Consider the following 25,134-nt stretch of genomic DNA (forward strand, 5'->3'; position numbering starts at 1 on the left):
GTGAGGCGCCGGCTTTCTTTATGGTCTCTATCATCGAGCCTTACGAGGCGGGCACGACGTAGACGATCGCACGGCTATCAGGGTTCACGAAGACCGTGTTGTCGTTGATGTTGCCATAGGCATAGGTGCTGTCCGGCACCGGCGTCAGCGTCACCATGTCCGGAATGACCTTGCCGGTCTCGACTTCCCCGTCGAGATAGACCGGCGCGACGGGGTGCTTCTCGACCCAAGTGATCGTGGTCGGCTCGGGCTTGGCCGCAGCGCCCACACCGGCCGAGCCGATCAGCGCGCCGACCACGGCGCCCACGGGACCACCCACGGCCGCACCGGCTGCGCCACCGGCAGCCGCACCGGTCAGCGCCGCGGCACCCTGGCCATCCTTGTTAGCGTTGTCGCCCGGGACCTGAATCTGGTTCACGGTCACCGATTGCGGGCCGGTCGACAAAAGCGCCATCTGGCCGTCAACCATCACACCCAGCTGACCTGCGGGCGCATAACCATTCATACCATCGAAAGTCACCTGACAGATCGTGCCATCAGGCAGACAGCCTTCCACCGGAACGATGGTGCCGTCAGAGACCGTCGCGATCGTTTTCGACGAGGCCTCGATCCCGGCGTGGATATCGAACTCACCTTGGGCGGTGGCCATCAGCGGCGGGCTGGTTTCGGCAAAAGCGGTACCGGCGATCATCGTGGTGCTGGCGGCAGCAGCGAGGATAGTTGCGAACTTGCGGGTCATTGGAATTACCTCCTTTATTACCCTGACCGTCGCGAGGGACGGCCTCTCTCCGTTGTGGGGAGGGAAATGAGGAGGGAGGCCAATTCGTTCCCCCGACACCTCATCACGGCAGCGTGATAAGGGCCGATTTCGGGGGCACTGCGGCACTTTTCCGCTTATTCGGCGGCGGCTTTCTCCGCTTCGATCTCGGCCGATTTTTTCTCAACCAATTCAACAATATGGTCGATCATATCCGCGTTGGACTGCTTGTGATCCTGCTTGCCAGCCATGTAAACCATGCCCGATCCGGCACCACCGCCGGTAAAGCCGATATCGGTCATCAGCGCCTCGCCGGGACCGTTCACGACGCAGCCGATGATCGACAGCGAGATCGGCGTCTTGATGTGTTCGAGCCGTTCTTCCAGCTCCGCCACGGTCGCAATCACGTCGAAGCCCTGACGCGCGCAGGACGGGCAGGAGATGATCTGCACGCCGCGGGTGCGCAGCCCCAGAGACTTCAGGATCTCGAAACCGACCTTCACCTCTTCGACCGGATCGGCCGAGAGCGAGACGCGCAGCGTATCGCCAATACCCATCCACAGGAGGTTGCCCAGCCCGATCGCGGATTTCACCGTGCCGGAGGTCAGCCCCCCTGCCTCGGTGATGCCAAGGTGGATCGGCGCGTCGGTCGCCTCGGCGATGCCCTGATAGGCCGCGGCGGCGAGGAACACATCCGAGGCCTTCACCGAAATCTTGTATTCGCGGAAATCGTGATCCTCTAGAATGCGGATATGGTCCATCGCGCTCTCGACCATCGCCTCGGGGCACGGCTCACCATATTTCTCCAGCAGATGGCGCTCGAGCGAGCCCGCGTTCACACCGATCCGGATCGAACAGCCGTGATCCTTGGCGGCGCGCACGACCTCGGCCACACGCTTCTCATCGCCGATATTGCCGGGGTTGATGCGCAGGCAAGCCGCCCCCGCCTCCGCCGCTTCGATCGCGCGTTTGTAGTGGAAATGGATATCCGCCACGATCGGCACCGGGCTCTCGCGGCAAATCTCGCGCAGGGCGCGCGTGCTGGACTCGTCCGGGGTCGAGACACGCACGATATCCGCGCCGACTTCCGCCGCGCGGATCACCTGATCGAGCGTCGCACGCACGTCCGAGCTGTCGGTATTGGTCATCGTCTGCACCGAGATCGGCGCATCACCCCCGACGGGGACATTGCCGACCATGATCTGGCGAGACTTGCGGCGATAGATATTGCGCCACGGACGGACCGGGTTGAGAGACATGCAAACGCTCCTTCGAGACCTCGGCTCCTGATACGCGAAGGCCCGCTGCGGTGCAACGGGCCGGGGCGGATCGTGATCTGCGGTTTATTGCTGGTCGGTCTGCGCCGGCGCGGCAGCATCGCCCGCATCCGCCACGGCGATCATCTTCGCGAGGTCCTTATCCTGCGCGAGATTGGCGACCGGATAGTCCTCGTCGAGTGCGGCCGAAGACAGCTTGATGTTCTTCGTGACCTGACCGCGCTTGCCGACCGGGCCATGCGTCACGCCGTTGACCGCGAAATAAATCGCGCCGGATTCGCCGGTGCGCATCGTCGGCGCTTCTTCGAGCTTGGGCAGCACGTAACGCTCGCCCGCATCCATGACCTTCTCGAATAGGGTCGCGCCATCGGCAGACTTGATCCGCACCCAGGACGGCCGCACGGCCAGCACGACGACATCGGGCTGATCCGCTCCCAGCGCCTTGGCGACGGCGGATTGGATATTGTTCTCGGGGCCCGCCGCCGAGGCGAGTTGCGTGCCCTGCGGCGTGTTCGGGGACGTGTTGGATTGCGCCAGACCGATGAGATTGGGCGTCAGACCCGGAGCGGCTGCACCCACGCCCTGCCCGGCCAGCGCGCCGGTCGCATTGGGATCGATCGAGGCGATCGGCCCGTCGCGCGACACCAGAACCGGCGCGTCGAGGGCCGCCGGACGGTAGATGCGCGCGGAGCGCTCGGGTTGGTTGACCTCGGGCAGCGTGTCGTCGGCCTGCGCCATCTCGGGCCCGTCCTTGACCGAGTCGAGCGGGTCGAGATCGGCCATCACACCGGGGGCCTGATCCACAGGCGTCAGCTGCACGCGCTGCACTTCCTGCAACACGGTCCAGCCGCCATAGCCGATACCGCCACCGATCAGCGCCAGCACGAAGAGCGCACCGACGGCGCGCGGCTCGATCTTGGTCCAGATCGATTCCTTGCGCGGAATGAAGGCGGGATTGGCGAGCGCCTCGGCCATGTCCTTCGGGTCGCGCTGCGGCTTCGGACCGGAGGCGGCTTCGGACATGCCGTGGGCAGGCGAATAGCCAGCCTCGTTGCAGAAACGCTGGAACGACCATTCGGGGTCGAGGCCGAGATAGCGCGCGTAGGAGCGCACATAGCCCGCGATGAAAGAAGGCGTGTCGAAAGCTTCGACATCGCAGGCTTCGATGGCCGCGATATAGGCTGCTTTGATCCGGAGTTCGCGCTGGACATCAAGGAGCGATTTGGCGAGCGTCGCCCGCTCGCCGCGCATCACATCGCCAAGACGAAGTTCGAAATCGTCGAACCCTTTAGGTTTGACTTCGTCCCCCGTCGAAGGTTTAGCCCTTCGCCCGATCATGCTGCCTGTCCCTGCCGTTTTCCCGCCTGCGTCGATTCGGAGCCAATAGCCCCTTCGATTAACAAAGGCTTATCACAAGCAAGCGAGCCGCGCACGCGCCTATGTGGCTTACGCGCTGGCTTCGGCGCGATTTAGCTCACAGCGCGCCCAAAGCGCGTCCATGCCCTTGACCAGACCGTCAATCATACCGGTGTCGTGCACCGGCGAGGGCGTGAAGCGCAGACGCTCGGTGCCGCGCGGCACGGTCGGGAAGTTGATCGGCTGGACATAGACCCCGAACTCGTCGAGCAGCATGTCCGACAAAGCCTTGGTATGTTTGGGATCTCCGATGATCACGGGCACGATATGCGAGCCGTGGTCGATGATCGGCATGCCCATGCCCTTCAGGCGCATCTTGAGAATCTTCGCGTGCAGCTGCTGCTTGTCGCGCAGTTCCTGACCGCCCTCGCCTTTCAGGAAGGCGATCGACGCGGCAGCGCCTGCCGCAACCGCCGGCGGGATCGAGGTGGTGAAGATGAAGCCCGGCGCATAGGAGCGCACGGCATCAACCATCTTGGCCGAAGCCGCGATATAGCCACCGAACACACCGAAAGCCTTGCCCAGCGTGCCGTTGAAGATGTCGATCCGGTCCATCTCGCCCAGCTTCTCGGCGATACCGGCGCCGCGCGGGCCATACATGCCCACCGCGTGCACCTCGTCGAGATAGGTCAGCGCACCGAATTCCTCGGCCAGATCGCACAGCTCGGAGATCGGGCCGAAATCGCCATCCATCGAATAGACCGACTCGAAAGCGATCAGCTTCGGCGCAGCCGGATCGTCGGCGGCCAGCAATTCGCGCAGATGGGCCACGTCATTGTGGCGGAAAATGCGCTTCGCCCCGCCGTTGCGACGAATGCCTTCGATCATCGAGGCGTGGTTCAACTCGTCGGAATAGATGATGAGGCCGGGGAACAGCTTGGGCAGCGTGCTCAGCGTCGCGTCATTCGCGATATAGGCCGAGGAGAAGACCAGCGCGGCCTCTTTGCCGTGCAGATCGGCGATCTCGTGCTCCAGCCGCTTGTGATAGACCGTGGTGCCCGAGATGTTGCGCGTGCCGCCCGAGCCTGCGCCGGTGGCGTCCAGCGCCTCGTGCATCGCGGCCAGCACGACCGGATGCTGGCCCATGCCCAGATAGTCGTTGCCGCACCAGATGGTGATGTCCTGCTTCGACCCGTCCGGCTTGGTCCAGACGGCGTGGGGGAAATTACCCTTCTCGCGCTCGATGTCGATGAAGACGCGATAGCGGCCTTCCTCGTGCAGCTTGTCAATCGCCTGATCGAGTGCGCGGTCGTAATCCATCTCGTGCTTCCCTTGCATGACTGTTCGCTGGGTCTGCCCTACCGGGCACCACAAAGCGCGACATTGATAAATGTCAAATTCCTCTCCCTGAAGCGCAAAAATGTCGCAAATAGTCATGAAAAGCAAACATTCAGTTTTCGCAATTTGTCGCGCCCTTGCGTCACCCCCTCTGGACAGTCCCGCGCGCAGCCCTAGGCTGAGGCCAAAATAAAGGAGGCCTGCATGGCACTGAACGAGGTTCTCACCGAAATCGATAGCGGCCTGGATGCCGCGATGGACCGTCTTTTCGAGCTGCTGAAAATCCGCTCGATCTCGACCGATCCGGCCTATCGCGAAGAGACCCACGAAGCTGCGGAATGGCTCGTCAAGGAATTGAAATCGCTGGGTTTCGACGCCGAACTGCGTCCGACCACGGGCCACCCGATGGTGGTTGCGCATTCCAAGGGCGACGGCCCGCGCCTGCTGTTCTACGGCCACTATGACGTGCAGCCGGTGGACCCGCTGGAGCTGTGGAATACGCCCCCCTTCGAGCCGCAGATCGAGGATACCGAGAACGGTCGCGTCATCCGCGGTCGCGGCGCGTCCGACGACAAGGGTCAGCTGATGACCTTCATCGAGGCCTGCCGCGCCTATAAGGCCGTGAACGGCGAGCTTCCTGGCAATCTTGTGATCTTTCTTGAAGGCGAGGAAGAATCGGGCTCGCCCTCGCTGGTGCCCTTCCTCGAGAACAACCGCGAAGAGCTGACCTCCGATCTGGCGCTGATCTGCGACACCTCGATGGTCTCGCCCGGCGTGCCCTCGATCGCAGGCTCCTTGCGCGGGATGCTGAAAGAGGAATTCACCCTCCACGGGCCGCGCATCGATCTGCATTCGGGCCATTACGGTGGCCCTGCCCTGAACCCACTGCGCGAGATTTCCAAGATCATCGCGAGCTTCCATGACGATCAGGGCCGCGTCGCGGTGGACGGCTTCTACGAGGGCGTCCACGAAGTCCCGGCCGAGCAGCTCGAAGCGTGGAAGACCTGCGGCTTCGACGAGAAGGAGTATCTTCAGCACGCGGGCATGACCGTGCCGCATGGCGAAGAAGGCTATTCGGCGCTGGAGCAGCAATGGGCACGCCCGACGCTGGAGATCAACGGCCTCTGGGGCGGCTATCAGGGTGCGGGCTCGAAGACCGTGATCCCTGCAGAGGCGCATTGCAAGATCACCTGCCGTCTCGTGGGCGACATGGATCCGGCCCACGTCCGCAAGGCGCTGCGCGCCCATGTCGAGGCACGCCTGCCGGTCGATGCACGCATCACCTGGGACGGCGATCTCGATGGCGCACCGGCCTCCGTCATGGACACGTCGCGCCCCGAATTCGAAGCTGCCCGTCAAGCGCTCTCGGACGAGTGGAACCGCGAGGCGGTCATCGTCGGCATGGGCGGCTCGATCCCGATCGGCTACTACTTCAAGTCGATCCTCGGCATGGACGCGATGCTGATCGGCTTCGCCAATGACGACGACGCGATCCACTCGCCGAACGAGAAATACGACGTGAAAAGCTTCCACAAGGGCATCCGCTCCTGGGCGCGCATCCTCGACCGGATCGCGAAATAAGCACGCAGCCGGGGGCTTCGCGGCCCTCGGTAAACGCGATTATCGCAGAAGGCTGCCGGAGCTTTGCCCGGCAGCCTTTTCATTTGTCATCTGGGCGCGGTTATTCCGCAGCTTGCAGGGCAGTGCCGAGGGGCGGCTCGGCGCGTTTCTCGACTGGCTGACGGAACCCAGCTGACCGACGCCTCAGCGCTCGGTCAGTTTCAGCTCGATCCGGCGGTTCTGGGCGCGCGCTTCGGGCGTGTCGGCGGTGTTCACCGGGTCGAACTGCGCGAAGCCGGCGGCGGCGAGGCGTTGCGGCGGGAAGCCGAGGCTCTCGACCATGTATTTCACCACAGACAGCGCGCGGGCCTGGCTCAGCTCCCAGTTATCCTTGAACTCGCCCTGCCCCGACAGCGGCGTGTCGTCGGTATGGCCGTCAACGCGGATGATCCACGGGATATCGCCCGGGATTTCTCCACGCAGCTGATCGAGCAGCGAAGTCACCTGTTTGATCTGCGCGCGGCCCGCATCCGACAGGGTGGCGGAGGCCGGCGCGAACAGCACCTCGGAGGAGAAGACGAAGCGGTCGCCTTCGATCTTCACGCCCTGCTTGCCCTTCAGAAGCTGCGACAGCTTGCCGAAGAATTCAGAGCGGTAGTTCTCCAGATCCTTCGCCTTGGCCTCGGCCTCCTTGCGCATCTTCTCCTGCAGGTCCGCGCGCTTCTTCTCCTCGGAGGCCGCACGGGCGAGCGCCGCGTTCAGCTGCTGGCCGAGATTGTCGAGCTGCACCTTGGCCGCGGCATCCTTCTGCTGCGCCTCGTCGAGCACGTTCTGCAGCTGCGCGAGTTGACCGCGCAACGCCGCAACCTGCTGATTGAGCAGCGCGACTTTCTTCTGCGCGCCTTCCGAGATCGCCTGCTGATCTGCCAGAGCCTTCTGCGCGGTGGCTTTCAGCGCAGCCTGTTTCTCGGCCTCGGACAGCTGCTTGCCGAGTTGCTTTTCCAGGTCGTCCTTCGCGGTCTGCGCAGCGGCGAGCTTGGTCAGCGTGTCTTCGGCCTGTTTGCGCGCCTCTTCGAGCTGCAGCGTCATCGCCGCGACCTCATCGCCCGATTTCGTCAGCTTGTCGCGCAGATCGGCGATGGTTTCCTTGCTCAGCCGGATCTCGTCGGCCTTCGCGCTTGCATCCTGCTGGGCGGCGTTGCGCTCGCCCACCAATTGCGCGACACGCGCCTCGAATTCGGTGATCTTCTGCTTGGCATCGGCCAGCGCGGCTTTGCGGTCATCGAGCTGCGAGGTCAGCGTCGAGATCAGCGAGTCCTGCTGATCGGCCTTGTCCTTCGCATTCTCCAACTCGCCGGTCAGTTGCTGCGTCTTCGTCTGTTGCAGCGACAGCGCCTTGGCGAGGTTCGACACCTGTTCGTTCAGCTGAATCAGCTCGCCTTCCTTGGTGCTCAGCGTGTCACGCAGCACCGATTGCACGATCATGAAGATCGACAGCACGAACATCAGGACCAGAAGAAGCGCCGTCATCGCATCTACGAAACCCGGCCAGATATTGGTCGAGAACCGATTGCCACCGCGCCGTGCCAGAGCCATGAATTAATCCTCGCGATGCGGTTTGTAGCCGAGGATCGCGCGCGTCAGCCCCGCGAAATCGTGGCGCAGCTCGGCCATGCTTTCCTGACGCCCGGCGCTGACTTCCTCGAGCATCCGCATCATCTGCTGGTCGATCGAGCGCAGCCGCATCCGTGTCTCCATCAGCGCCTCCGCCTCGGGAGCGCCTTCAGCCGTGCGTTGCGCGAGGTGATCGAGCGCGCCGATCAGCCGCTCCTGCCCCTCGGCCATCTGCTGCAGCGCGCCTTGCTGGCGGTGACGCGCATCCATCTCTGCCGAGAGCCGTTCCGACAGGTCGTGAATGGCGTTCGACAGATGCGCGATCCGCGCCTCGGTCTGCACGCGACCGGCATCGGAGCGCACGAACAGCGTCTGGATCTGGTCCATCTGCTCGGACATGTGGTCGAGGACACCCGCCACCATCGAGCCTTCGCCATCGCCCCCTTCGAGAGCGGTAAAGGAAAGCCGCGTGATCGAGGAAATCCATTCCTCCAGCTCGCGGTAGAACCGGTTCTGACCGTGGCTTGCGAACAGTTCCAGCAAGCCCACCACCAGCGAGCCCGCAAGACCCAGGAGTGAGGAGGAGAACGCCGTGCCCATGCCGCCCAACTGCGCCTCCAGCCCCGTCATCAGGTTGTCGAACACGCCGATCGCACTCTCGCCTTCCTTGGGCGCCAGTGCGCGGATGGTCTCGACCACCGCAGGCACGGTGGTGGCGAGGCCGTAGAACGTCCCCAAAAGGCCGAGGAAGATCAGCAGCCCCGCGATATAGCGCGTGATGTCGCGCGCCTCGTCGATCCGGGTCGCGACGGATTCGAGGATCGAGCGCCCCGAAGACGACGACACCGCGCGGCGTGCCTCGCGCGAGCCCAGAAGGGACGCAAGCGGCGCGAGCATCGACGGCGGGCGCACCTGCGGGCGGCCCGGGCGGTCAGCGGCGAAGCTTTCGATCCAGTTCACCGCCTTCACCAGCTGCACCACCTGCCAGAAACAGGCGAGGATGCCGAAGACGAAGACCGCGAGGATCACCCCGTTCAGCCAGGGATTGGCGAGGAAAATCGGGAAGATGCGCGAATAGGCGAAGTAGCCCCCCGTAGCGACCAAGCCGAGCACCAGAAGCATCAGGATCACCTGACGCACGGGTTGTGAGAATTGCGGCTCCAGCCGGATCGGCTCTTCCATTATTGCCCCTCTTGCCTGTTTGCGCAGAGCCTAGCGAGGGTGCAGCCCTTCGCCAAGGGCTATCACGACAAGTCGTGCAGCCGTGCCACCAATGCATCAAGATGGGGATCCGGGATGCCCAATTCGTGCAGATGCTGGGCAGTATTGAACAGATAATCGCGGTTTGGCCCGCGCCCGCCGGTGGCGCTGGCGATGATCCGCGCCTGCTCGTCATCGGAAAGACCGCCGCAATACTGATCGTGATGGCGGTCGATCACATAGGTCACCGCGCGCAGGCGCCGCCCGTCGTCGAGTTCCACATCGATTTCACGTTCCAGATAGGCCGAGGTCACCAGCTCGCGCTCGCGCAGATAGGCCATCACCTCGTCTTCCTGTCCGGGCCGGATCGCGAAGGCGAGCCCCGCGCAGGCGCCCTCCCCCTCGTCGAGCGCCAGCACCAGCCCCGGCGCTTCGGGCGTGCCGCGATGCACCAGCGAGCGCAGGCAGAAGCTGCGCTCCCAACCCGGCGCACGGGCGAGCATCCGCTCGTCAAAATCGAAGCCGGGGTTCCAGATCAGCGAGCCGTAGCCGAAGACCCAGATCCTGTTGTCGTCGCACTGGTCCTGCATGAGAACACGGCTTACATGGGGTTCACCCGATTTGCAAAGAGGCGAAGATGCGCAAACTGATCATTCTGGTGCTGGTCGCGACGCTGGCCTATTGCGGCTACTGGTTCTACGGCGCGCACAAGATCGAAAACGGCGCGCGCGACATGCTCGCGCAGGCCCGGCAGGAAGGCTGGGGCGATGCGCAATCGGTCTCGCTGGCGGGCTTCCCCTCGCGCTTCGATCTCACCTTCGACAAGCCCGAACTGAAGGATCAGGGCGGCCTGTGGCACTGGAGCGCACCCTTTGCGCAGCTCTTCGCTCTGGGATACGAACCCAATAAAGTGATCGCCTACCTGCCCTCGGGCCAGTCGCTGCAACTGGGCGATCGAAGCTACAAGCTGACGCAAGAGGACATGCGCGCCTCGCTGACGGTGGGCTATTCGACCGCGCTGCCGCTGGAGCGGGCGATCGCCGTGATCACCGCGCCGGTGCTGACGCCCGCGGGCGAAACAGCCCCCGCGCTTTCAGCCGATCAGCTGCGCTTCGCCATCGAGCGCAAGGACAAGGCGCAGGGCGCGCTTGGCGGCTCGGCACAAGCCGCCGATCTGGTGATGCCCGCCGCCGCATATCGTCTGGGCGCGGAGGCGAAGTCGCTGAAACTCCCAGGCGATCTGCTGGAGCGGATCGATCCGAAGGGCGAGCTGTCCGACACCATCGCGCGCGTTCATTTCGACGCGCTGATCGGCACGCGCGAGCCGATCGACCAGACCGCGCTGGAGGCAGGCATGCCGGGGCTGATGACGTTCTCGGTTTCGGACCTTTCGCTGAGCTGGGGCGGCAACGATGTCTCGGTCGAGGGCAACCTGACGGTCGATCCCTCGGGCTATCCCGACGGCACGTTGACGATCCGCTCCGCCTCGTGGCGCAACTGGGTCGGCATCGCGCAGAGCATGGGGCTGATCGGCAAGGACCAAGTGAAGCTCGTGACCGGAATCGGCGCGATGCTGGCCGCGAAGAACCCCGACGGCGCGCTGGAAGTGCCGCTTGTCTTCAAGGACGGGCAGATGAACCTCGGCCCGGTGCCGCTCGGCCCGGCACCGCAACTGATCGCCCAGCGTCAATAAAGGTTAACGGCAGTAAGCCCCGCCGCGGTAGCTGGCCACGTCCACGTGGATGTGGTCCTGATGGAAGCGATCCGATTTCGGCCCCAACACGGTGCCGAACGGACCGCAGGCCGATTTGTGCATCTTCTTGATCACGCGGCCCTTGCGCCAATCCTTCAACACGGTGAGCGTCTTGCCGTTGCGCAGGACCACGCCCGAGACGTCGATCGCGTTGCCCTTGGCATGTTCGGAAAGCTTCGCCCCGGGCTGGGAATTGCGGCTCCGGCAGGAATAGGAGGCTGCGATGCGGATCGCCTCGATCCCGCCACCACGCCGCCCCACTGCCGGTTTGATCCCACGATCCACCCAGCGCTTGAAGGACTTCGCCGCCGAGCAATTCACCCGTACCGGCGAGGTCAGACGGATACCGGAGACGGAGGTGATCTGCACCGGATCGGCGATGCCGCAGCGCCCCGGCCCGTCGATCGGCGCGATATGCGCGCCTTCCAGACCGGCAATGCCGCAAAGCTCACCCGACGAGGAATAGCGCGCCGAGCGCCGGTCGTCGCCGCGCCCGCAAGAACCCACCGCGACCACGGCCGCCAAGGCGATCAGCGCCGCTACTCTCATGCGTCTTTCTTCGGAGCACCGCGCCCGAAATCGGGCGCATCGGTATCCTGCCCGGCCTCGATGATGCCGCGGCGGATCGCGCGGGTGCGCGTGAAATAGTCGTGCAGCATGTCGCCATCGCCCATGCGGATCGCGCGTTGCAGCATGAACAGCTCCTCGGTGAAGCGGCCGAGAATATCGAGCGTGGCTTCCTTGTTGGTCAGGAAGACGTCGCGCCACATCGTCGGGTCCGAGGCCGCAATCCGGGTAAAATCGCGGAAACCCGTAGCGGAATATTTGATGACTTCCTCGTGGGTTACACGACGAAGATGATCCGCCACTCCTACCATCGTATAGGCGATCAGGTGCGGCGTATGCGACACGACCGAGAGCACGAGATCGTGGTGATCGGGCGCCATCTCGTCGGTATTCGCGCCCATCGCCTCGACCAGAGATTTCAACCGGGTCAGCGCCTCGGGGTCCGTGCCCTCGATCGGCGTGAACAGCCACCAGCGATTGGCAAACAGCGTCGCAAAGCCCGAGCGCGGGCCGGACTGCTCCGTCCCTGCCAGCGGGTGGCCGGGGATGAAATGCACGCCTTCGGGCACATGCGGGCCGACCGCGTCGATCACCGCGCGCTTGACCGAGCCGACATCGGTGATCGTAGCCCCGGGGGCCAGATGCGGCGCGATCTCTTCGGCGATCTTCGCCATCGCGCCGACCGGCACGCAGAGCACCACCAGATCCGCGCCCGCGACGGCCTCGGCAGCGGTCTCATAGACGGCATCGACAAGCCCGATCTCCAGCGCGGTGTCGCGCGTCTCGGCGGAGCGCGCATGACCGACGATCTCGCCCGCCAGACCCTTCTCGCGCATCGCATGGGCCATCGACGAGGCGATCAGGCCGAGCCCGATCAGCGCGACCCGCTGGTAGAGCTGGCTCATCTGGGCACCTCGATCCCGCCTGCCTTGAAAACGCCGATCAGATGCGCCACGCGACGGCAGGACGGCTCGTCGCCCACCGTGATGCGCAGGCAGTTGGGCAGGTTATAGCCCGCGACCCGGCGCACGATGATCCCTTCGGATTTCAGGTAGGTATCGCAATCCGCCGCTTCCTGCTCGGACGCCAGACGTGCGAGGATGAAGTTCGCCGTGGAAGTGTCTGACGGAACGCCCTTTTCCGCCAGCGCCTCGGCCAACCAAGCGCGCAGGCGCGTGTTGTCATCGCGGCATTTGTTGACCCAGTCCTGATCGCGCACGGCGGCCTCTGCGGTCTCCTGCTGCGCGGTCGAGAGGTTGAACGGCCCACGGATGCGGTTGAGCACGTCGATCACTTCGCGCGAGCCATAGCCCCAACCGACGCGCAGCCCGCCGAGACCGTAGATCTTCGAGAAGGTCCGCGTCATGAAGACATTGGGCAGGCGCGTGGCCAGCTCCGCCCCGCCGTCATAGCCTTCGACATATTCCGCATAGGCCGCGTCGATCACCAGCAGCGCGCCTTTCGGCAACCCAGCCGCCAGCCGCTCCAGCTCCGCCAGCTGGATCATCGTGCCGGTTGGGTTGTTCGGATTGGCGAGGAAGACGAGCTTGGTCTTCTTGGTGCAGGCGCTCAGGATCGCATCGACATCGGTCGTGCGGTCGCGCTCCTTGACCTCGATCGGGGTGCCGCCCGCGGCCATGGTCGAGATGCGATACATCAGGAAGCCGTGCTCGGTGAACACCACCTCGTCGCGCGCGCCGACATAGGCCTGGCACAGGAAGTGGATGATCTCGTCCGAGCCCACGCCGCAGATAATCCGGTCGGGGTCGAGCTTATGCACCTCGCCGATCGCCGTGCGCAGCTTGGCATGGTCGGTCGGGGGGTAGCGATGCATCGAATGGGCGCATTTCGCGAACGCGTCCTTGGCCTTGTCAGAGGGGCCGAACGGGTTCTCGTTCGAGCTGAGTTTGACGGCATCGGTGCGCCCCGCCACATGGGAGGCGCCGCCCTGATAGAGCTCGATGTCCATAATACCGGGCTGGGGGCGAATATGCGTGGTCATTGTGCACTCCTGAATCGTGGCCCGAGTTCTATCTGCCATGGCGCGACAGGGCTAGTGAGAAGATCACCCGCATAGCAGACGCGGCAGGGATGCAACGGATGTCATAGCACGTCTATGAGAGATGTATTGCCCAAGGGTGCCGCAGGGCAGCGCCCGACCGCCGGGTGGGCGCGCTTCCTTCAGAGGTCGCCCCTTTATCTCTCCAGATCCGCACGACCTCGCCGCGCGCGATGAGGCCACAAAAGCGCCCGCCCGAGGGGGCGGTCGGGCGCTGCCCGGGCCGCTGCGCGGCTGTTCCGGGCAAAGGCGCCCCCTCGCCCATCGCCCAAAAGAAAAAGGCCGCGCCCCGGGGGCACGGCCTTTCCGAATGATCGGCGAAGACTGAGAGATCAGTTCTTCGCGTAGAATTCGACCACGAGGTTCGGTTCCATCTGAACCGCGAAGGGCACGTCGGACAGGGCCGGGGTGCGCACGAATTTCGCGGTCAGTTTGTTGTGGTCGGCTTCGATGTAATCCGGAACGTCACGCTCGGGCGACTGAACGGCTTCGAGAACCAGAGCCATCTGCTTGGACTTCTCGCGGACTTCCACCACGTCGCCTTCTTTCAGGCGGTAGGAGGGGATGTTCACTTTCTTGCCGTTCACGAGCACGTGGCCGTGGTTCACGAACTGGCGCGCAGCGAAGACGGTCGGGACGAATTTGGCGCGGTAGACCAGCGCGTCGAGGCGGCGCTCGAGCAGACCGATCAGGTTTTCACCGGTGTCGCCCTTCACACGCTCGGCTTCGGCGTAGATGCGGCGGAACTGCTTCTCGGTCAGGTCGCCGTAATGGCCCTTCAGCTTCTGCTTGGCGCGGAGCTGGATACCGAAGTCGGACAGTTTGCCCTTGCGGCGCTGGCCGTGCTGGCCGGGGCCGTATTCACGACGGTTGACGGGCGACTTGGCGCGGCCCCAGATGTTCTCGCCCATGCGGCGGTCGATTTTGTACTTGGCAGACGTGCGTTTGGTCACGGCTGGTCTCCTTCATTATAGTTTCGAAGGGCGTTGTCCTCCTCCGGGCCTTGCGGCGACCGGCGACAGGTTTCCTCTTGCGAGGTCCACCAACACCAATGAATAATCCCGGCAACTCGCGTTACCGGAATGGCGGGCTTATACAGCGGCGCGCGCGGGTGTCAACCACTCCGGGCGCCACATCGGTGCCGCGCGAAGCCAGCCGCTCGTTCCCCCTACTCTTCTGAGTCGCCCCGGAACGCCACAGCCTCGCAGTTTCGTGAGTGTTTTGTGTTCGCCACCCCCCTGTTCAGAGCAACATTTCAAGCCATGATTGCGCTAACGGGACGCGTACCGGATGCGCGCCCCGGCGCTGCCCTGTCCGTAACCGGCACAGGCGGCGCGCTGGGGCAAGGCGATGCCACCCCACGGGAGGAACCCATCCGGCCTTAGGAGGATAATAATGAAAGACATTCGTCGCTCGACGTGCGGAACCGCCGCGCGTCTCGCTGGAACCAGCGTTCTCGCGCTTGGCCTGATTGCAGGTGCCGCGCAGGCTCAAGGCGTCACCGCCGACAGCTTCGGCGCTGATTTCTCGGCCATGGGCCAGCTCAAGGACGTCGCCGCCAAAGGCAAAGGCAAAGTGGGCGTGCTGCTGCCCGACACAGCAAGCTCGGCCCGCTACACCTCGTTCGACGAGCCCTACCTGAAGAAAGCCTTCAAGGCAGCAGGCCTCTCCGCGGACGACCTGATCATCACCAACGCGCAGGGCTCCGAAGCCGACCAGCTCACGCAGGCGCAAACCGACATCAGCCAGGGCGCGACCGTTCTGCTGATCGACCCGATCTCCTCGGGCGGCGGTGCGGCTGTCGAGAAATACGCGAAAGAGCACGGCGTCGCGGTCATCGACTATGACCGGATCACGCTTGGCGGCTCGCGCGACTATTACATCAGCTTCGACAACGAATATGTCGGCGAGCTGATCGGCAAGGGCATGGAACAGTGCCTCAGCGACTGGAACATCGAGAAGCCGAACATCCTCGTGATGGCGGGCTCGCCCGATGACAACAACGCCACCCTGTTCAAGCAGGGCTACATGAGCGTGCTGAAGCCGAAATTCGACGATGGCAGCTATACCAATGCGGGCGAGCCCGCGGGCACCTGGGATCCGTCGGTCGCACGGACCACCTTCGAGCAGCAGTTCACCGCGCATCAGGACATGAACGCCGTCGTCACCCCGAATGACGACAACGCCAACGCGGTCATCTCCTATCTCAAGACGCTGAAAGTTCCGCCGAAAGCCTTCCCGACCACCGGTCAGGACGCGACGGTTACCGGCCTGCAGAACGTGCTCACCGGCTACCAGTGCGGCACCGTCTACAAGCCGATCTACCTCGAAGCTCAGGCGGCAGCGGCGCTCGCGCTCTACATGCGTGCTGGCGACACTCCGCCCGACGGCCTCGTCAACGGCAAGGTCAATGACAGCCAGGGCGGCATGGACGTGCCCTCGATCCTGCTCAAGCCGATCTGGGTCACCCCGGAGAACATGGCCGACACCGTCGTGAAAGACGGCTTCGTCGACACCTCCAAGCTTTGTGCGGGCGACGCAGCCGATGCGTGCAAAGCCGCTGGCATCGGGAACTGATAGCCAATGATGGACACGGGTAACGGTACCGGGTCCCTGACGGAGGATCGCGACGCGATCCTCCGTATTCGGGGTCTGGAAAAGAGCTTCGGTGCAGTGCAGGCGCTCAGCGGGGTCGATTTCGACGTCCGCCCCGGCGAGGTGACGGCACTGGTCGGTGACAATGGCGCGGGCAAATCCGTGCTGACGAAAACCATCGCTGGCATCCATGAAGCCGATGGCGGCGTGATCAAATGGGAAGGCAACGAGGTCCGCGTCCGCTCGCCCCGCGACAGTGCGGAGCTGGGCATCGAGGTCGTCTATCAGGACCTCGCGCTGTGCGACAATCTCGACGTCGTGCAGAACATGTTCCTCGGCCGCGAGATTCTGACCAACGGGATGCTCGACGAGGACGCGATGGAGCGCGCCGCAGCAGAGACTCTGCAAGGGCTGCGCGTGACCACGCTGCGCTCGATCCGCGCGCCGGTCTCGGCGCTTTCGGGCGGCCAGCGGCAATCGATCGCGGTCGCCAAGGCCGTGATGTGGAATTCCAAACTGGTGATCCTCGACGAGCCCACGGCGGCGCTTGGCGTGGCCCAGACCGGTCAAGTGCTGCAACTCGTGCGCCGCCTCGCCGATCAGGGTCTCGCGGTGGTGATGATCTCGCACAACCTCAATGACGTCTTCGCGGTCTCCGACCGGCTCGCGATCCTGCGTCTGGGCGAGATGGTCAGCCAGGGCCCGATCGAGGAATACGACACGCAGCGCGTGGTCGAACTGATGACCACGGGCAAGTCCGATCACGTCGTCGAAGCGGGCGCGATGCGCGCCGCCGCCTCGATCGCGGCAGAGAACGCCAAGGATGTCGCGGCGCAACGCGAGGCATCGGGCGACAGCGGCCCCTCCGCCGTGGTGGGCGCCACGACCGAAGATCAGAGCTTTGCAAGCTACCTCTCGCGCACATGGGCGAAGATCAAGGCGGGCGAAAGCGGCGTGCTGCCGGTGCTTCTGGGCTTCGTGCTGATCTCGCTGATCTTCCAGCTGCAGAACCCGAAATTCCTCTCGCCGGGGAATGTCGTGAACCTGCTCGTTCAGGGCTCGGTCTTCATGATGATCGGGATGGGACAGGTCTTTGTCCTCTTGCTGGGGGAAATCGATCTGTCGCTCGGCTTCGTGGCCGGGATCGGGGCGACGGTTGCGACGTTGCTGGTCGCGCCGGGTACCGACTGGCCCTGGTGGGCGGCGGTCGTGGCGGGCCTGGCCGTTCCGGCGGTACTGGGTATCTTCCAGGGCTCGCTGATCACGCGGCTCAAACTGCCCTCTTTCGTGGTGACGCTTGCGGGCCTTCTGGGCTTCAACGGTCTGATGATCCAACTGCTCGGCGCCGGGGGGACGATCCCTGTCGCGAGTGACACGATCAACAACTTCGCCAATGGCACGCTGAGCCCGCTGATGGGCTGGCTGATGACCGGAGCGGTGGTTCTGGTCTTCGCGATCATGACCTTCCGCAAGGATGCAAAACGCCGCCAGAGCGGCCTCGTCGCGCCGCCGATGGGCCTCACCATCGCGAAGATCGCGGCCGCCGTGATCGCGGGTATCGTGCTGGTGACGATCTCCAACATGAACCGCGGCGTCGCACGCTTCCCGCTCTCGGGCATGCCGTGGGTGATCCCGATCGTCTTCGCGGTGCTGCTGGCATGGTCCTTCCTGCTGGGACGGCTGAAATTCGGCCGCTATGTCCTCGCGATCGGCGGCAACGCCGAGGCCGCGCGCCGGGCGGGCATCAACCTGCGCCTGATCCGGACCGCAGCCTTCACGCTGGCCGCGACGACGGCGGGTCTGGGCGGCATCATCTACGCCTCGCGCCTGCGCTCGATCTCCACCAGCTTCGACGGCGGCACGATCGTGCTCTATGTCGTCGCGACCGCGGTGATCGGCGGCACGTCCCTCTTCGGCGGGCGCGGCCATCCGATCCACGCGATCCTCGGCGGTGTCGTGATCGCGGCGATCGTCAACGGCATGGCGCTTCTGGGTCTGCCGGCGGCGGTACAGCTGATGGCGACGGCGGCAGTGCTGCTTGCATCGATCACGGTCGACGTGGTGGTACGCCGGCGCGGCGAGACCACCCGCTAAGCCAAGCGAAACCTCTTGAAAACGAAACGCGCGCGAGACATCTCGCGCGCGTTTTTCATTGCGCCCGGCGCCCCTGCCCCATGCCGCCCCGCGCCCGCGCCTGCGTCCCCGTCGCCCCACGCGAGGGAAATCGCAAACCACCCGAAATTCCGCCGAAAAACCGCTTGTCTCCCCCCGAGACGATCCCTATACGGGTCCGCGGAGACGTGGCCGAGTGGTCGAAGGCGCTCCCCTGCTAAGGGAGTAGGCCCGGAAGGGTCTCGAGGGTTCGAATCCCTTCGTCTCCGCCACCAAAACTCGCCTTGTTTTGGACATTTTCCCAATAAAAACAAGCCATTAGGTCTTCGCACCCAGCGCGCGTTCCGTCGTTTCGCCTTGTTTTGCAACACATTTCGCCGCACAATCCGCACACACCAGCAGCGGGGGAACGGCCATGACCATCATGAAGCGGGGCAGCACTTACCACCTGCGCAAGCGCGTGCCGCGCCGCTATCAGGGCGTTGAAGAGCGCAAGAGCATCTGGGTCAGCCTGCACACGGACTCCCTTACCGTCGCGCAACAGAAAGCCCCTATCGCGTGGCAGCACATCGTGGAAGGCTGGGAAGCCCGGCTCGCTGGAGACACAAGCGACGCGGAAAAGCGTTTCGAGGCGGCCAAGAATCTCGCCGCCGTCCGGGGCTTTCGCTACCTGCCCGCGCCCCAAGTCGCCAAGCTGCCTCAAGACCAGATTCTTGCACGTGTCGAAGCCGTCAAAGAGCGCAAAGACGGTGAATTGGATATGCGGGACACGGCTGCCCTTATGGGCGGGGTGAGTGAACCGGCGATCACGGTGACTCGGGCGCTGGAACTCTATTGGAGCTTGGTAGCGGACAAAACGCTTGGAAAGAGCCCGGACCAGCTCCGCCGTTGGGAAAACCCGCGCAAGAAAGCCGTGAAGAACTTCGTAGACGTGATTGGCGACAAGGCCATTGGCGAAATTACCGGCGACGACATGCTGGAATTTCGCGACTGGTGGTTTGACCGGATGCGGGACGAAGGACTCACGCCGAACTCTGGCAACAAAGACCTTATCCACCTTGGCGACGTGCTGAAGACCGTGAACCGCATGAAGCGGCTCGGGCTGGTGCTGCCCCTCTCCGATCTCAGTTTCAAGGAAGCCGAGGCAAAGCAGCGTCCGCCTTTCTCCGAAAGCTGGATACGCGACAAGCTTTTGGCTCCGGGAGCGCTGGACGGGCTCAACAAGGAAGCCCGCTGCATCGTTCTGGCGATGGTCAACACCGGGGCGAGGCCGAGCGAGCTGGCGGCCCTCACACGAGACCAGATACGGCTTGGCGCGACCACGCCGCACATTTCGATTGAGCCCGTTGGACGCCAGCTCAAGACGCGCAACGCGCGCCGTGTCATCCCCCTGACCGGCGTGAGCCTGAAAGCTATGGCACAATGCCCTGACGGCTTCCCCAAGTATCGTGCCAGCTCCGCCAGCCTCTCGGCCACGATCAACAAGTATCTCCGGGCCAACAGGCTCTTGGAGACACCGGAGCACTCTCTTTACGGATTGAGACATAGCTTTGAAGACCGGATGTTGGCGGCGGGGATTGATGAACGGATCAGGCGCGACCTTTTCGGCCACGCCCTTGACCGTGAACGGTATGGCAAGGGTGCGTCCCTTGCCGACTTGCAGCGATTGATTCAGCGCGTCGCGCTTTGAACAAGGGCACGCGCCCGGGCCACCACGTCATTGGCGGCGATGGCTTCCAGCTCGGCAATGTCGGATTCTATGCGCTCGAAAATCGGAGCATAGACAGGATCGGCCACCACCATGCGCGCGACTTTGGCGCGTGCAGCTTTCAGGCGTTCAAGGTTCTCCATCTGTTGATACCAAGGGCAAGCGCATTGCGTGGAGAGTAGACGCGCCGCGCTGGGACAAACGGGGTGGTCAGTCCCGCGTTGAGAGGCCGAGCGGTCCCATCACTCGGCCTCTAACTCAGAACGCCCCGTTGAGGCGGACGCGAACGCCCCCGGACGGGTTGCCCGCTGCCGAGACGGCCACGCCGATCTTGGTGTTGCCGCTGGCGGTGCTGGTCACGGCCCCGTCGGACGCGCGGAAATAGACCGCATCGCCCACGGCCAGTTCGTCGGTGGAGACTTTGGGCATCTCAAAGACGCCTTCCGTCACCAGCACCAGCGGATCGCCAATGGCGGCGTCCCCCGATGCAATGCCGAAAATATTGCCGAGCTTGACGCCATCGCCAGAGCTGGCGGCGGCCACGGCGGTCACGGTGATGTTTTCACCGGGTTGCACGAAGTTGCGCATTTCAGGTTCCTTTCGAGGTACGGAAATGAAGGGTGGTCGGCGTCCGACGCCCGGCCAACTCGGCAATTTGCCGGTCCAGCGACGCCAGAGCGGCGGCCATCTGGACGTCGGACTTGTATTCGACTTCCTCGCCATTCTGGTCGCGGAAGCGCCGCACGCCGCCCGCACGCGCCGTCAGAAGCGCGTCACGGGCCTGCGTGAGCTGGTCGAGCGTCAGGGCCATCAGGAAGTCGCCACGCGCTGCGCGCCGCGCCAGTCGAGCCAGCCCGCGCCGAAGTCGAGGAAGCCCCGGAAGGACAGCCCCAGCGTGTCCCAGCTTTCGCGGCGCTGGACTTGCACGCCCTCGGCCCCGCTCAGGTAGGCGTAGCGAAGGCAGGCCAGACGGCCCGGGTCCGCGAAGAGATACCACGTGCCCGACGGCAGGCGCGGCTCCACCAGCAGCTTCAGCTTGCCCGCGAAGGGGTTCACGTCCGCCGTGGTGCCGGGCTGGATCGCGGCAAGGATTTCCTCGGCCTCGGTTTCCAGATCGGCGGGCACCAGAAGGTAGCGCGGCGGCGCGTCGATGATGGTCTTGCCATCGGTGCCCTTGCGCAGACGCATGGCTTCACGGTTCTCGGTCAAGGTCGCCTTGGAAGGCAGCCCAGCGGTTTCTCCCGTATTGCCCCGGCTGGCGTCGAAGACGGGCGTGCCGTCGCGCATGTCCGGGTTGCCAGTCAGCATCGCCACCATGATCGCCGCTTCCGTCTGGGCAGCCGCCTCGCCAAAGGCGCGCACGGTGTCGCTTAGAAGGTTCAGGTCATCATTGATGATGAGATTCCGGGTAAGGTCGATGCGCCGCCCGAAGGTCTTGAGGTTGATGGACTCGCCCTCTTCAGCCCGGCTGGTGGCGGTGAACTCGCCATTTTCGGCCATCTCTTCCAGCTCGCCCATTTCGCCAAGGCGGATTGCCGTGCTGGTCTTGAAGTCCCGGAGCGTCTGCTTGCGGCAAAGCGCCTTCAGGGGGCTTTCGGCGGCCCGGTAAGACGCCATCGCGGTCTTGCCGGTCGCGTCCATGACGGTCAGGGCGAAGTCGCTGCTGCCGTGCGCGGCGGCGCGGTGAAGCACTTCGTCCCTGCTCATGCCGCGCGTGCTGGTGCCCATGCGCTCCACGGCTTCGCGGGCCATGTCCATCAGGCTCACGTCGGCATAGGTGCGCGACGCCTCGGGCAGCTCTTCCAGCCCGCCCATGCGATAGGCCAGCGCTTCCGCCTGCCGGGTGCGGATGGTGGCCGGGTCTTCGTTCGAGCCATGCACGCGGACCACGGGGGCCGAGCGGCGGGTTTGTTGGGCGTCGAAGACGGCAGCCTTGGCGGCGGTCATGTCGGCCTCTTCGTCAATGAGCTGGTCGGCCAGCTCCGGGCCAAGCCCGGCAGCGCGGACAAGCCCCCGGATGTCGCTCCGGCGTTGCGCTTCCGCCTCTTGCGGCGAAAGGGTTTCGATGGTCTCGGGCATGGGTTCCTCTTTCTGCCGTAGACGGGCGGACGGGTCCGCCGGGTTGGAGGTCAACGTGACCTCAGTGAGACGCCACCGGGTCGGGCTCTTCACCCGGCCTTGCGGCGTATTCCGTTCGATCCAGCCCGAGACGCGGTAGCCGATACTGACTCCGCTCACGGTGCCCTCTTCCACGCGCTGCCGGATCGGCGCGGCGTCATCGGCGGACGTAAAGCGGAGCGTCGCCACCACGTTGTCGCCTTCCACGGCGACGGATTGGACGCGGCCCAAAGTGTAGATGACCGAGTCAGTGCGATGAGAATCCAAGATTCGGAGTTCATCCGGCTTGGGCAGTTCGAGCGTGTCGGCGGTCAGCACTTCCAGAAACGGCCCCCGGGCGTCGCGCCGGGTCACGGGCGACGGCGTGGCGATCACGGCGGACACGGTGCGCGTCTCCGGGTCATAGCTGTTGGGGCGGGTCTGGGCGGCCCGCGTCAGGGCGTTATCGAGGGGCAAGGCGGGCCTCTATGCGTTTGAAGGTGTCGGTATCGCGTGTCATGAGCTTGCCCGAGCGGGGGCAGCGCACGGCGCTGGCGCGGGCGAGGTTCATGGTCAGCTTGGGGCCGTAACGGTCAGTGCGCGCGCCGGTGTCTTTCACCAGCTTTCGCCACGTGATGTCATTGGTCATTGGCTGCCCCCTTCGCGCTGAAGGTCAAACCAAGCTCGGCTTCCCGGGCGCGGTCGTCGGCAATTTCGCGGTCCAGCTCGGCCACGTTCCAGCCGAGTTGTGCGACGGCTTGGCGGCGGCTGGTCAGCCCCATTTCGAGGGCAGAACGGGCCGCCTCCATGTCCTTTTGCGGGTCCACCTGCATCGGGCGCGGCGGCAGCCATTCAGCTTTCCGCGCGGCGGCAAGGTCGGACACGTCCAGACGCCCGGCCACGTATTCGTCGGTGACAAAGCGTTGGAAGATCGGATTCAGGAATTGCGGGACAAGCGTGTGATAGACGTATTGCTCCACCTTGGCCCGGAACGGCAGCAGCCCGGCCCGCAGGCTGGAATAGTTCGCTTGGCTCAGATCGCCGTCAACAAGGTGCTGGGGCACGCCAAGCCCGGCGGCAATCTGGCCGAGCGTCAGCTTTGCGAAGGCGATGGACTCCTTGGCTTGCTCGGGCGCGGCGAACTTGATGTCGGTGCCGCCCGGCAGGACGCGCACCACGCCGGGTTCAAGGGAAATGTCGCCGCCATCGGCCTCGGGGAAGGTTTCACCAGCGCCGCCCATGTTCGTGGTATCGGTGACGAAGCCCGCGAACATGGAAGAGATTTTCAGCCCGACAAGCATCGCATCAAGGGCTTGGTCCAGCTCATTGACGGTCAGCAGGATCGGGGCGAGCTGGGAAATGCCGCGCACTTGGCCCGGGCCGAGCTGGCGGAAAATATGGATCACGTCTTCAGCCGGAACGCGGATGACCTCTTGCGCGGTCGGGAAAAGATCGGTCGGGCGTTGCGGGCGGAAGTGATAGGCGCGGCGCGTGCCATTGGCCGCGAACTCCACGCCCGCCACCACATAGCCGCCGTTGCCCAGCTCACGGGTGTCGGACTCGTCCAGCGCCTCAGCAGGGTATTGACGCCAGACGGTGCGCCCGTCCCGGTGCTCGGCCACGAAGAGGGCTTCCCCGTCCACGATCTCGGCCAGCACGGCGGCGGCGGTCATGCCGCGAAAGTCGGTGCGGCCCTCGGCGTCCAGATCGGCGTCGGAAAACGCCTTGTCGATCAAGGCGGCCACGTCCTTGTCGGGATAGGCCGAATTGCCTTCGACGCCCGCCCCAACGGCCTCGGCCACAATCGCTTCGACGGCGTTTCGCACATAGCCGTTATTGGCGTGAGCGTGCCGAGCCCGGCCACGGGTCGGAATGGCGGCGGCCAGCGTCTCGGTGCCGTGCGAGCCGAAGTGCCGCCCGAAGCCCGCGCCGCGACGGCCACCGGCAGCCGCGTCAAAGGATCGGACAGCCACCGGGGCGGCTTCGCGCTTGAAGGGATTGAGGCGGGACAGCAGGGACATTAGTGGGTGGCCCCCCGACGGCGCATCAAATGCGAGAGGATCGGATCAAGGGGGCACGTCCACGAAGACCGGATTTCGAGCGCGGCGGCTTCGGGCGGGAAGTTGGTGCCGCGCGTAACGCCGTCCTGGACTTGCCGATAGCGGGCCGCCACCAGCGGCTTGCGCGCGCCGGGCTGCCGGAAAAACACGATGTCCGCCGCGAAGTTGCGGAAGCCCTCGGCATAGGACGCCATAATAAGCGCGCCCGGGGAACGCGGGATCAGATCAAGCGGGCCGGGTTCGTCGCCGGGCCGCCAGTTCTGGATTGCCTGCCCCAGAGCTTCCCGGGCGTCGGGCGACGAAAAGCCCGCCTCACTTGCCCGCAGCAGCACGGCCAGCGCCAGCGCGGCGTCCGGGCGATACAGGTGGGGCGTGCGCTTGTCGGTTCGGCACCGACCATAGGGCTTCACGTAGCCCGCCGCGCCCATATTGCGGATGAAGGCTTTTGCGTCGGCAATGGGCAGGCCGGGTTCGGCCAATGCCTCTGCAAGAACTTGGTGGGTCAGCCCGACGCGATCATGGGCGATGTAGACCGCGCGCTCGGCTTCGTTTTGGGTCGTCTGAAGGGCCATCGGGCAAATCCTCACTAGCGGAGATTCGCCTTACGATGACCAGAATCGGGGCTCAGGTAAATTCGCAACCTGTAGTAGACAATGGCATTGGCTACCTAAAGTAGACAATAAAAACAATGACTTGCGAGCGATGCCAGAAATCACTTATGGTTCGAATCGCCAGCCATGGGGTGGCTGGAAATCGAGTGCCAAAGTGCCCGGGCGGGGGCTGTTTCCTCACCCGTCCGGGCCCGCTCGGCAGAAAGGAAAATCACATGCACGCACCGCACCAAAAGCGGCTTGGCTTGGCTGGGCTCGCCTCTATGAATGGTTCACGCAAACGGGGCAGCAACACGGTGCTGCGCTCAGCCCGCCAGCGGCGGAAAGCCTACGTCAAAGCGGAGGACGCCTTGATTGACGAAGCGCGGAAGAGGTGGGGCAAGGTCGAAAACATGCCACTGGACGCGCAGGCGGAGCTTGAAGAGAAAATTTTTCGCCTGCATCAGACGTTTTTCGGTTAGAATCAGGCG

At 64.4% G+C, this 25,134-nt stretch carries 24 protein-coding genes and 1 tRNA gene; 7 read left to right on the forward strand and 18 right to left on the reverse strand.

Annotation, left to right across the window (positions count from 1 at the left end):
* Positions 1–40: 40 nt before the first annotated feature.
* The 4 genes from BMI87_RS09695 to hemA all read right to left on the reverse strand — a co-directional run bounded on the left by BMI87_RS09695 (position 41) and on the right by hemA (position 4,710).
* The gene (locus BMI87_RS09695; RefSeq protein WP_078520966.1) at positions 41–739 is read right to left on the reverse strand and encodes a DUF1236 domain-containing protein; all 699 of its coding nucleotides are present in this window, start codon (positions 737–739) and stop codon (positions 41–43) included.
* A gap of 155 nt (positions 740–894) precedes the next feature.
* Positions 895–2,016 carry a flavodoxin-dependent (E)-4-hydroxy-3-methylbut-2-enyl-diphosphate synthase gene (ispG, locus tag BMI87_RS09700; protein ID WP_078520967.1) on the reverse strand — a complete coding sequence of 374 codons (1,122 nt, stop codon included), beginning with the start codon at positions 2,014–2,016 and terminating at the stop codon, positions 895–897.
* 84 nt (positions 2,017–2,100) lie between these two features.
* On the reverse strand, positions 2,101–3,372 hold the full coding sequence (locus BMI87_RS09705) for a helix-turn-helix domain-containing protein (RefSeq protein WP_078520968.1): 1,272 nt from the start codon (positions 3,370–3,372) through the stop codon (positions 2,101–2,103).
* Between the two features lie 108 nt (positions 3,373–3,480).
* The gene (gene hemA, locus BMI87_RS09710; protein ID WP_078520969.1) at positions 3,481–4,710 is read right to left on the reverse strand and encodes a 5-aminolevulinate synthase; all 1,230 of its coding nucleotides are present in this window, start codon (positions 4,708–4,710) and stop codon (positions 3,481–3,483) included.
* Between the two features lie 222 nt (positions 4,711–4,932).
* Between hemA and BMI87_RS09715 the strand changes: the two genes are divergently transcribed.
* The gene (locus BMI87_RS09715; protein WP_078520970.1) at positions 4,933–6,309 is read left to right on the forward strand and encodes a dipeptidase; all 1,377 of its coding nucleotides are present in this window, start codon (positions 4,933–4,935) and stop codon (positions 6,307–6,309) included.
* Positions 6,310–6,492: 183 nt separating this feature from the next.
* On the opposite strand, the gene BMI87_RS09720 is transcribed toward BMI87_RS09715, so the two are convergent.
* From BMI87_RS09720 to BMI87_RS09730, 3 genes are all read right to left on the reverse strand, one after another.
* On the reverse strand, positions 6,493–7,884 hold the full coding sequence (locus BMI87_RS09720) for a peptidoglycan -binding protein (RefSeq protein ID WP_078520971.1): 1,392 nt from the start codon (positions 7,882–7,884) through the stop codon (positions 6,493–6,495).
* A 3-nt stretch (positions 7,885–7,887) separates the two neighbouring features.
* Positions 7,888–9,084, reverse strand: a complete 1,197-nt coding sequence (locus tag BMI87_RS09725) for a biopolymer transporter ExbB (RefSeq protein WP_078520972.1) — start codon at positions 9,082–9,084, stop codon at positions 7,888–7,890.
* Between the two features lie 62 nt (positions 9,085–9,146).
* Entirely contained in the window at positions 9,147–9,692 is a 546-nt protein-coding gene (locus tag BMI87_RS09730; protein WP_210402469.1) for a gamma-glutamylcyclotransferase, read from the reverse strand.
* A 47-nt stretch (positions 9,693–9,739) separates the two neighbouring features.
* Here BMI87_RS09730 and BMI87_RS09735 point away from each other — a divergent pair, with 47 nt between their 5' ends.
* Positions 9,740–10,795 carry a DUF2125 domain-containing protein gene (locus BMI87_RS09735; protein WP_078520973.1) on the forward strand — a complete coding sequence of 352 codons (1,056 nt, stop codon included), beginning with the start codon at positions 9,740–9,742 and terminating at the stop codon, positions 10,793–10,795.
* 3 nt (positions 10,796–10,798) lie between these two features.
* Here BMI87_RS09735 and BMI87_RS09740 read toward each other — a convergent pair whose 3' ends face one another.
* The 4 genes from BMI87_RS09740 to rpsD form a co-directional block, all read right to left on the reverse strand.
* Positions 10,799–11,404, reverse strand: coding sequence for an extensin family protein (locus tag BMI87_RS09740; protein ID WP_146681550.1), 606 nt, complete (start codon positions 11,402–11,404; stop codon positions 10,799–10,801).
* Positions 11,401–12,327 (reverse strand): prephenate/arogenate dehydrogenase family protein, encoded by a 927-nt coding sequence (locus BMI87_RS09745; RefSeq protein ID WP_078520974.1) that lies wholly within the window; start codon positions 12,325–12,327, stop codon positions 11,401–11,403. Before BMI87_RS09745 ends, BMI87_RS09740 begins: the two co-directional genes overlap by 4 nt.
* Entirely contained in the window at positions 12,324–13,424 is a 1,101-nt protein-coding gene (hisC, locus tag BMI87_RS09750; protein WP_078520975.1) for a histidinol-phosphate transaminase, read from the reverse strand. Before hisC ends, BMI87_RS09745 begins: the two co-directional genes overlap by 4 nt.
* Before the next feature lie 389 nt (positions 13,425–13,813).
* Positions 13,814–14,434, reverse strand: a complete 621-nt coding sequence (gene rpsD / locus BMI87_RS09755) for a 30S ribosomal protein S4 (protein WP_075775099.1) — start codon at positions 14,432–14,434, stop codon at positions 13,814–13,816.
* A gap of 442 nt (positions 14,435–14,876) precedes the next feature.
* Here rpsD and BMI87_RS09760 point away from each other — a divergent pair, with 442 nt between their 5' ends.
* The 4 genes from BMI87_RS09760 (at position 14,877) to BMI87_RS09775 (ending at position 19,878) form a co-directional block, all read left to right on the forward strand.
* Positions 14,877–16,058 (forward strand): sugar ABC transporter substrate-binding protein, encoded by a 1,182-nt coding sequence (locus BMI87_RS09760; protein WP_078520976.1) that lies wholly within the window; start codon positions 14,877–14,879, stop codon positions 16,056–16,058.
* Positions 16,059–16,064: 6 nt separating this feature from the next.
* Positions 16,065–18,170, forward strand: coding sequence for an ATP-binding cassette domain-containing protein (locus BMI87_RS22540; protein ID WP_168175189.1), 2,106 nt, complete (start codon positions 16,065–16,067; stop codon positions 18,168–18,170).
* A 200-nt stretch (positions 18,171–18,370) separates the two neighbouring features.
* Positions 18,371–18,460: transfer RNA gene (locus BMI87_RS09770), tRNA-Ser, on the forward strand.
* A gap of 143 nt (positions 18,461–18,603) precedes the next feature.
* Positions 18,604–19,878, forward strand: a complete 1,275-nt coding sequence (locus BMI87_RS09775) for a DUF6538 domain-containing protein (RefSeq protein WP_078520977.1) — start codon at positions 18,604–18,606, stop codon at positions 19,876–19,878.
* Here BMI87_RS09775 and BMI87_RS09780 read toward each other — a convergent pair.
* From BMI87_RS09780 to BMI87_RS09810, 7 genes are all read right to left on the reverse strand, one after another.
* The gene (locus tag BMI87_RS09780) at positions 19,860–20,039 is read right to left on the reverse strand and encodes a hypothetical protein (protein ID WP_078520978.1); all 180 of its coding nucleotides are present in this window, start codon (positions 20,037–20,039) and stop codon (positions 19,860–19,862) included. The two genes, BMI87_RS09775 and BMI87_RS09780, sit on opposite strands and share 19 nt — an antisense overlap.
* A gap of 115 nt (positions 20,040–20,154) precedes the next feature.
* On the reverse strand, positions 20,155–20,484 hold the full coding sequence (locus BMI87_RS09785) for a DUF2190 family protein (RefSeq protein WP_078520979.1): 330 nt from the start codon (positions 20,482–20,484) through the stop codon (positions 20,155–20,157).
* Position 20,485: 1 nt separating this feature from the next.
* Entirely contained in the window at positions 20,486–20,707 is a 222-nt protein-coding gene (locus BMI87_RS09790) for a phage head-tail joining protein (RefSeq protein ID WP_078520980.1), read from the reverse strand.
* A complete protein-coding gene (locus tag BMI87_RS09795) occupies positions 20,707–22,470 on the reverse strand; it encodes a prohead protease/major capsid protein fusion protein (protein WP_078520981.1) in 1,764 nt (587 codons plus the stop codon). Before BMI87_RS09795 ends, BMI87_RS09790 begins: the two co-directional genes overlap by 1 nt.
* The gene (locus BMI87_RS09800) at positions 22,457–22,642 is read right to left on the reverse strand and encodes a hypothetical protein (RefSeq protein WP_078520982.1); all 186 of its coding nucleotides are present in this window, start codon (positions 22,640–22,642) and stop codon (positions 22,457–22,459) included. The genes BMI87_RS09795 and BMI87_RS09800 overlap by 14 nt, the downstream gene beginning before the upstream one ends.
* Positions 22,632–24,014 (reverse strand): phage portal protein, encoded by a 1,383-nt coding sequence (locus tag BMI87_RS09805; protein WP_078520983.1) that lies wholly within the window; start codon positions 24,012–24,014, stop codon positions 22,632–22,634. The genes BMI87_RS09800 and BMI87_RS09805 overlap by 11 nt, the downstream gene beginning before the upstream one ends.
* Positions 24,014–24,625, reverse strand: a complete 612-nt coding sequence (locus BMI87_RS09810; protein ID WP_078520984.1) for a hypothetical protein — start codon at positions 24,623–24,625, stop codon at positions 24,014–24,016. Before BMI87_RS09810 ends, BMI87_RS09805 begins: the two co-directional genes overlap by 1 nt.
* A 254-nt stretch (positions 24,626–24,879) precedes the next feature.
* Between BMI87_RS09810 and BMI87_RS09815 the strand changes: the two genes are divergently transcribed.
* Positions 24,880–25,125 carry a hypothetical protein gene (locus BMI87_RS09815; protein WP_078520985.1) on the forward strand — a complete coding sequence of 82 codons (246 nt, stop codon included), beginning with the start codon at positions 24,880–24,882 and terminating at the stop codon, positions 25,123–25,125.
* The last annotated feature ends 9 nt before the right edge of the window (positions 25,126–25,134 follow it).

Origin of the sequence: Thioclava sp. F28-4 (assembly GCF_002020045.1) — a bacterium.
In the GTDB taxonomy this organism is placed as follows: Bacteria; Pseudomonadota; Alphaproteobacteria; order Rhodobacterales; family Rhodobacteraceae; genus Thioclava; species Thioclava sediminum.